The 8453-nt window shown below is 71.6% G+C and carries 1 protein-coding gene; it reads right to left on the bottom strand.

Going from position 1 to position 8453, the window contains the following annotated elements; genetic code table 11:
- The coding region (locus AB0O48_RS34420) for an SDR family NAD(P)-dependent oxidoreductase (protein ID WP_365070167.1) at positions 1-8453 on the bottom strand (8453 nt) is incomplete at both ends.

Below are 8453 nucleotides of genomic sequence, written 5' to 3'. Positions count from 1 at the left end.
CCGTACGCGCTCACCAGATGCCGGGCCACCAACGCACCCAACGTCCCCGTCCCGCCGGTCACCAGCACTGTGCCCTGCCCACCCAACAACGGCGGTGTGCTGGGCGAGTTGGTGCTGGTCCGGGCGAGGCGTGGCGCCAGGACCTGACCGTTACGGACAACGACCTGCGGTTCGCCGCAGTCCAGGACGGTCGGCAAGGCCTGTGCTGAGGCGTCGTGGCCGTCGTGGTCGACCAGAGTGAGCCGGCCCGGGTGTTCGGACTGCGCGGAGCGGGCCAGTCCCCAAACGGCCGCGTGGGGCAGGTCGGTGACATCTTCGCCGCCTGCGGAGACCGCTGCCGTGGTCAGGACCAGCAGGTGCGTGTGGGCCCATCGTTGGTCGGCCAGGTAGGCCTGCAGTACGTGCAGCAGACGGGTCACGCCAGCATGTGCCTGGGCCGCGGTATCGCCGGCGTCAAGTTCTGCGCAGGCCAGAACGAGCACGTCCGGTGCCGGTTGCCCGGCGTCGATGGCGGCGGCCACCGCGCTCAAGTTCGGGTAGGTGTCCACCGGAACGCCCGCTTGGTGCAGTACCGGACCGACGCTGGGGTGGTCGGCGCCGACGGTGGCGAAGCGGCGGGCGGACGGCTCCTGGCTGCCGGGCACGACCGTATTCCATTCGACGTGCAGCAGCGAGCCGGGCTGCCTGACGTGCAGCCGGTCGAGCTGCTCCGCTGGCACGGTGCGTACCGCCAACGCTTCCGCGGTGAGTACGGGCTGGCCTGTGGGGTCGGCGACGGCGACGGCGACGGTGTCCGGGCCGGTCGGGGACAGCCGCACCCGCAGGGCGTTCGCGGCGGCGGCGTGCAACCGCACCCCACGCCAGGCGAACGGTAGCCGCACATCGGTGCCGGGCCGGCCGATGAGTGCCATCGCATGGGTAGCCGCGTCGAGCAGAGCCGGGTGCAGCCCGAATCGGCTGGTTTCGTCAGTGGCGTCGCCGGACAGGGCCACCTCCGCGAAGATGTCGTCTCCTCGCCGCCACGCCGCGCGAAGTCCTTGGAACGCGGGTCCGTAGTGGTAGCCGGCCTGCGTGGCGATGTCGTAATGCCCGTTCAGGTCGATGACGGTGGCGCCCGTGGGTGGCCATTGCTGCCACTGCTGAGGGACGGGTTCGTGGCTGCCGGCGAGGCTGCCGCTGGCATGCTGGACCCAGTCCGGCTGGCCGCTGTCGTCCTCGGCGCGCGAATGCACGCTCAGGGCGCGGCGGCCCGAGTCGTCGGGCGGCCCGACCCGGACCTGCAGGGCCACGGCGCCTCGTTCGGGCAGCGTCAGCGGTTGTTCCAGGGTGAGTTCCTCGATCCGGTCACAGCCGGCTTCGTCACCGGCGCGGATGGCCAGTTCCACGAAGGCGGTGCCGGGCAGCAGGACAACGTGCGCGACGGCGTGGTCGGCCAGCCACGGGTGGGTGTGCAGGGACAGCCGGCCCGTGAGCACGATCTCGTCGCGATCGGCCAGATGCACCGCCGCCCCGAGCAGTGGGTGGTCGATGGCGCCCTGACCCACGTCGGCCAGGTTCCCGTTGGTGCGCGCCGACTGCAGCCAGAACGACTCGCGGGCGAACGCGTAGGTCGGCAGCGGCACTGCCCGGCGACTGGTGCCGGCGGAGGCAGCGGAGAAGTCCACCGGCACGCCGCAGGTGTATACCTGGGACAGCGAGGTCCAGAACCGGTCGAGGCCTCCGTCGTCGCGGCGAAGCGACCCGACCGCGACCGCGCCGGCAGCGGCGGCGTCGATGGTCTGCTGCAGGCCCACGGTCAGCACTGGGTGCGGGCTCACCTCCACGAACACGCCGTGGCCTTCGGCCAGCAACGTGCGGGTGGCCTGTTCGAACTGGACCGGTTGGCGCAGGTTGGTGTACCAGTAGCCGGCGTCTAGGCCGGTGGTGTCGAGGGCGTGGCCGGTGACGGTGGAGTAGAACGGGATCCGGGCGGTGCGGGGGGTGATGGGTGCGAGCGCGTCGAGCAGCCGCTCCCGCAATGCTTCGACGTGGTGGCCATGAGAGGCGTAGTCGACGGCGATCATCCGCGCCCGGATCTCGTCACGTTCGCAGACGGCGAGCAGTTCGCGCAGCGCCGGCTCGTCGCCGCTGACTACCGTGGCGTCGGGTCCGTTGACGGCGGCCACCGCAATCTGCCCGGACCAAGCCGCTATCTTCTCGGTGGCCTGGTCGGCGGGCAGCGGCAGCGACATCATGCCCCCGCCGGGGGGTAGCGTCGCCAGGGCGGCGCTGCGCAGCGCGACCACCCGGGCGGCGTCGTCCAGCGATAGGGCCCCAGCGACGTAGGCGGCTGCGATCTCACCTTGGGAGTGGCCGATCACGGCGGCCGGGACGATGCCGTGTGAGCGCCACAGCGCGGCCAGGGAGGTCATCACCGCGAACAGCACCGGTTGCACGACGTCCACCCGCTCGAGCGGTGGTGCCCCCGGGGTCTCGCTCAGCACGTCGATCAGGTTCCATTCGACATACTGCGCCAGCGCGTCGGCGCACCGGTTCAGGTGCTCACGGAACACGGGAGCGGTGTCCATCAGTTTCGCGGCCATGCCCGGCCATTGCGAGCCCTGACCGGGGAAAACGAACACGGTACGGGCGTCCGGGAGCGGCTTTTGCTGCACGAGGGTGGGGCTGACGCCACCCTCGGCAAGGCGGTTCAGGTCGGCCAACAGCTCTTCGCGGGTGCGGGCCAGGATGACTGCGCGGTGATCGAGGTGCGCGCGGCTGGCGGCCAGCGAATAGCTGATGTCGGCGCGATCGAGGTCTGGGTGTCCGTCCAGGTGAGCGTGCAGCTGTGCCGCCTGCCGACGCAGCGCCTGCTGTGACCGGGCGGATACCGGATACGGCAGCGTCTCAGGGGTGGTGCGGGCCGAGGGCGGCGCCTCTGCGCTGGTTTCCGGTTCAGGCGCGGCGGGGGCCTCAAGGATGAGATGGGCGTTGGTGCCGCTGATCCCGAACGAGGATACGGCCGCGCGGCGCGGTCCGCCGGTCGAGGGCCAGGGCTGTGTTTCGGTCAGAAGGCGCACCGTTGCGGCCGACCAGTCCACGTGCGGCGACGGCTGGTCCACGTGCAGGGTCTGCGGCAGCTGGCCGTGCTGCAGCGCCATGACCATCTTGATGACCCCGGCGACGCCGGCGGCGGCCTGTGTGTGCCCGATGTTCGACTTGATCGAGCCGAGGAATACCGGACGGTCGGCGTGCCGGTCCTTGCCGTAGGTGGCCAGCAGTGCCTGCGCCTCGATGGGATCGCCGAGGGTGGTGCCGGTCCCGTGCGCCTCGACGACGTCGACTTCCTGCGGGGCAAGTTGGGCGTTGGCGAGGGCCTGGCGGATGACCCGCTGCTGCGATGGGCCGTTGGGGGCCGTGAGTTGGCTGCTGGCGCCGTCCTGGTTGACGGCGGAACCCCGGATGACGGCGAGGACGCGGTGGCCGTTGCGGTGGGCGTCGGAGAGGCGTTCCAGCAGCAGCAGGCCCAGGCCTTCGCCCCAGCCGGTGCCGTCCGCGGCGGCGGCGAAGGGCTTGCATCTGCCGTTGGGTGCCAGCCCGCGTTGCCGGCTGAACTCGACGAAGGTTGCCGGGGTGGACATGACTGTGACGCCGCCAGCCAACGCCAGGCTGCATTCACCCTGCCGCAAGGCCTGCGCGGCCAGGTGCATGGCAACCAGCGAGGAGGAGCAGGCGGTGTCCACGGTGACTGCCGGTCCCTGAAGACCGAATGTGTAGGCGACGCGGCCGGAGGCGATGCTGGCGGCGCTTCCGGTACCGAGGTAGCCCTCCAGACCGTCGGGAGTCTGGTGGAGCCGGGTCAGGTAGTCGTTGTACATCAGCCCGGCGAACACTCCGGTCGGTGTGCCACGCACCGTGGTGGGGTCGATGCCGGCGTACTCGAAGGCCTCCCAGGTGGCCTGTAGCAGCAGCCGCTGCTGCGGGTCCATGGCGAGGGCTTCGCGAGGGCTGATGCCGAAGAAGGCGGGATCGAATTCGTCGGCGTCGTGCAAGAATCCGCCCTCGCGGGTGTAACTGGTGCCGGGGTGGTCTGGGTCGGGGTCGTACAGCGCGTCGATGTCCCAGCCGCGGCCTGTGGGGAAAGCTGTGATTGCGTCGTCGCCGTCGCGGACGAGCTTCCACAGTTGTTCGGGTGATCGGACACCGCCGGGGTATCGGCAGCTCATGCCGATGATGGCGATCGGCTCATCGGTGACGGCGGTGGTCGTGACGGTGGTGGCTGGGGCGGGGTCGACGCCGGCGAGCTGGTCGCGGATGTGACTGGCCAGCGCGGCCGGGGTCGGGTAGTCGAACAGGGCGGTGGCGGTCAGCGTGAGCCCGGTGGCCGCGTTCAGCCGGTTGCGCAGTTCGAGCGCGGTCAGCGAGTCGAAGCCGACCTCGAGGAAGCCGCGGTCGACGGGTACCTGCTGGGCGCCGGCGTGGCCGAGCACGGTTGCGGCGTGGCCGCGGATCAGGTCCAGCAGCGCCCGTACCTGTTCGGTTTCGGGCAGGTTGGCCAGCTCGGCTGCCAGGTTCGCTGTGGCGTCATGGTCGGTGGCGCGGCGGGCGGGGACCCGGACCAGTCCGCGCAGCAGCGGCGGCAGCGTCCCGGCGGTGGCCGCCGCATGCAACGCCGCGGGGTTGAGCCGGATCGGTACGACGACCGGTTCGTCGGCGGTCAGGGCGGCGTCGAAGAGGGCGAGAGCTTCCTCGCTGGTCATCGGAGTCAGGCCGCCGCGTGCCATACGGGCCTTATCGACGTCGCCGAGACGCGCGGTGATGCCGCTCGTGGGTTCCGCCCACAGTCCCCAGGCCAGCGACAGCCCGGGCAGGCCGGTGGCCCGCCGGTGGATGGCCAGGGCGTCCAGGAACGCGTTCGCGGCGCTGTAGTTGCCTTGTCCGGGGCCGCCCAAAGTGCCCGCGGCAGACGAGAACATCACGAACGCGGACAGGTTCAGATCCGCGGTGAGCTCGTGCAGGTGCCATGCGGCATCGACCTTCGGGCCGAACACCCGGTCGATTTGGTCGGCTCCGAGCGCGGTGATCGTGGCGTCGTCGACGACGCCGGCGGTGTGAATGACGGCGGTCAGCGGATGTTCGGCCGGGATGGCGGCCAGAAGCGCGGCCAGCGCGGTGCGGTCCCCGGTGTCGCAGGCGGCCACCGTCAGGGTGGCCCCCAATGCGGATATCTCTGCGGTGAGGTCCGGCACGACGGCGGCGTGGGGACCGTTGCGGCTGGCCAGCAGCAGGTGCCGGGCACCGTGCGCGATGACCAAGTGACGGGCGGTCAGGGCGCCGAGCGCGCCGGTCCCACCGGTGATCAGGACAGTGCCGTCCGGGTCCAGACGCTCGGGCGCGGTCTGGTGTGCGAGGCCGCCCAGGCGCGTCAGGCGGGCGGCGTATACCGTCATGCCGCGTACCGCGACCTGCGGTTCCCCGCTGGCTACGGCGGCCGGCAGCGCCGCGGCTGCGTTCTCCTCGTCGGCGAGGTCGACCAGGACGACGCGGCCTGGATGTTCGGACTGGGCGGCGCGCACAAGTCCCCAGACGGCGGCGCCGGCCAAGTCGACGGGTCCGTGGGCGCCGGTCGGTGCGCTGGGCACGACGACCGCGTTGCGGGTGACCACAATCAGCCGACCGGCGGCGTAACGCTCGTCGGCCAGCCAGTCCTGCAATACGTCCAGGACCCCGCCCGCCGCGGCCCGGGCCGCGGCGGGCGGGTCAGTGCTTTGCGCCGTACTGGGGGTGTACGGCACAAGCACCGTTTCGGGTGCCGCGGCGCCGGCCTCGATGGCCTCGCTGAGGGCGCGGACGTCGGGGAAGGTGTTCGAGGAATGGAACCTGGCGACGTCCTCGGTGGCGTCGATGTAGGCCCAGGCGGCGTCCGGCCGGGTAGGCGCGGTCGTGGACACGGGCACCCAGTCCGGGCGCAACAATGATTCGTAGTTGCCGGAGCGGGCGGAGGCCAGCTGCCGCGCGTTGATCGGGCGGACGACGAGGGACTCGACCGTGGCCACGGGCCGTCCCGAGGGGTCGCTCAGATCCAGCGCCATACCGGTGGCGCCGGCGGGAGTGATCCGCACGCGCAGGCTGGTGGCCGCTGCCGCGTGTACCGTCACGCCCGCCCAGGCGAACGGCAGTGCCGGTGTTTCGGCGTCGGCAGCGGCGTCTGCCTGCTGGGGCAGAGCGACGGCGTGCAGGGCCGCGTCCATCAACGCGGGATGCACACCGTATCGGCTCGCCTGGTCGGTGATCTGCGGTGGGAGGGCTACCTCGGCGAACGTTGCGGTGTCGGTGCGCCACGCACGGCGCAGACCGACGAAGGCGGGGCCGTAGTCGACGCCGAGGGCGGCCAGACGCTCGTACACCGCGTCGACGTCGATGGGGGTGGCGTGTGCCGGCGGCCACGCGGCCGGTTCCGATGATGCGGTCGCAGCGCTGACGGCCGTGGCGGCAAGGATGCCGGCGGCGTGTGCGGTCCACGCCCCGCCACCGGGGTCGCCGTCTGGCCGGCTGTGCACGCTCACCGCCCGGCGGCCCTTGTCGTCGGCGGGTCCGACGCGCACCTGGACGGCGATCCCGCCGTGGTCGGGTAGCACCAGTGGCATCTGCAAGGTCAGCTCGTCGATGCGCTGGCAACCGAGTTCCTCGCCGGCGCGCACAGCCAGTTCAATGAACGCGGTGCCGGGCAGCAAAACCGTTCCGGCGACGGTGTGCTCGGCCAGCCATGGATGCGACTGCAGCGACAACCTGCCGGTAAGCACCACGCCGTCACCGTCGGCCAGGCGCAGCGCAGCACCGAGCAGCGGATGGTCCACCACCGCCTGCCCGAAGGTTTCCGGATCTCCCGCCGGGCCGGCGGCGTCGAGCCAGTACCTTTGCCGCTGAAATGCGTACGGGGGCAGGGGCACGGTGCGCGCACGGGGGAACATCGCAGCCCAGTCGATCCGGACGCCGTGCAGGAACAGCTGGGCCAGGCCGGTTAGGACGCTGTGCGGTTCGGTGAGGGTGCGGCGCAGCACCGCCACGGTGACCGCGTTGCGCTGACCGTGGTCCAGCGTGTCCTGGGCCAGTGCAGTCAGCACGCCGCCGGGTCCGGCCTCCAGAAACGCCGAAGTCCCGTGCCCGGCGAGCCAGGCGATGCTGTCGGCAAAGCGGACGGGGCGGCGGGCGTGCTGCACCCAGTAGTTGGGGTCGCAGATCTCGTCGGCGCTGACGGGCTGCCCGGTCAGGTTCGATATGATCGGCACCTGCGGCGGGTGGTAGGACAGTGCCTGCGCGACCTGCCGGAACTGCTCGAGCATCGGATCGATCCGCGGGGAATGGAAGGCGTGGCTGACGCGCAGCCGCCGGGCCTGCCCGCCCTGGTGGTGCCAGCGGTCGGCGACGGCCAGCACGGCGTCGTCATCTCCGGCGATCACGGTGGCGGTGGGACCGTTGACCGCGGCGATCGACACCCGTCCCTCGAGTCCAGTCAGCAAGGCGGTGACCTCGTCGGGGGCGGCGTGCAGGGACACCATTGCCCCACCGGCCGGCAGCTGCTGCATCAGCCGGCTGCGAGCGGCGACCAGGGCGCATGCGTCCGGCAGCGACAACACCCCGCCCACGTGCGCGGCGGTGAGCTCGCCGATGGAGTGGCCGACCAGGAAATCGGGGCGCAGCCCGTACTGCTCGAGCAGCCGGTACAGGGCCACCTCGACCGCGAACAGGCCGGTCTGGGTGTACAGCGTCTGGTTGAGCAGCTCAGCCTCGGCGGTGCCGTCCTCGGCGAACAGGACCTGCCGCAGGGGCGTGTCCAGGTGCTGGTCGAGGTGGGCGCACACCTCGTCGAGGGCCTCAGCGAAGGCGGGGAAGCTGTGGTGCAGCTGAGCGCCCATGCCAGCGAACTGAGACCCCTGCCCGGGGAACATCACCGCGACGGCGGTATCGGCGCGGGCGACGCCGGATGACACGCCGGGTCCCGATTCGCCGTCGGCGAGTTGCCGCAGTCCGGTCAGCAGCTCGGTGCGGTTGTCGGCCAGGACGACCGCCCGGTGTTCCAGCTGCGCGCGAGTCGTGGCCAGCGACAGCCCCACGTCGGCGGGGTCGAGGTCCGGCTCGGCGGCGATGAATTCGGCCAGGCGCAGGGCTTGGGCGTGCAGGCCGGTCTCGGATCGGGCCGACACCAGCCACGGCACCACGGAAGATGGGTTGGCACGGTGCGCGGTGCCGGCGCCGTCGGAGGCGCCACCTGTCGGCTTCGGCTCCGGCTGTTGCCGACCGGCGGTCACGTCATCGGGTTCGGCGGTGCCCGAGCTGTCACGTTCGCCGTTACCGTCTCGGCCGGTGGGCGCCGGTCGCGTCGCGGGTGTGGTGGGGGGTTCTTCGAGGATGAGGTGGGCGTTGGTGCCGCTGATGCCGAAGGAGGAGACGGCGGCTCTGCGGGGTCGTTGGGC

It is taken from the genome of Micromonospora sp. NPDC085948 (genome assembly GCF_040686315.1).
In the GTDB taxonomy this organism is placed as follows: domain Bacteria; phylum Actinomycetota; class Actinomycetes; order Mycobacteriales; family Micromonosporaceae; genus Micromonospora.
Note: the sequence above shows the minus strand (reverse complement) of the source record. Positions and strands in the feature narration are given on the sequence as shown.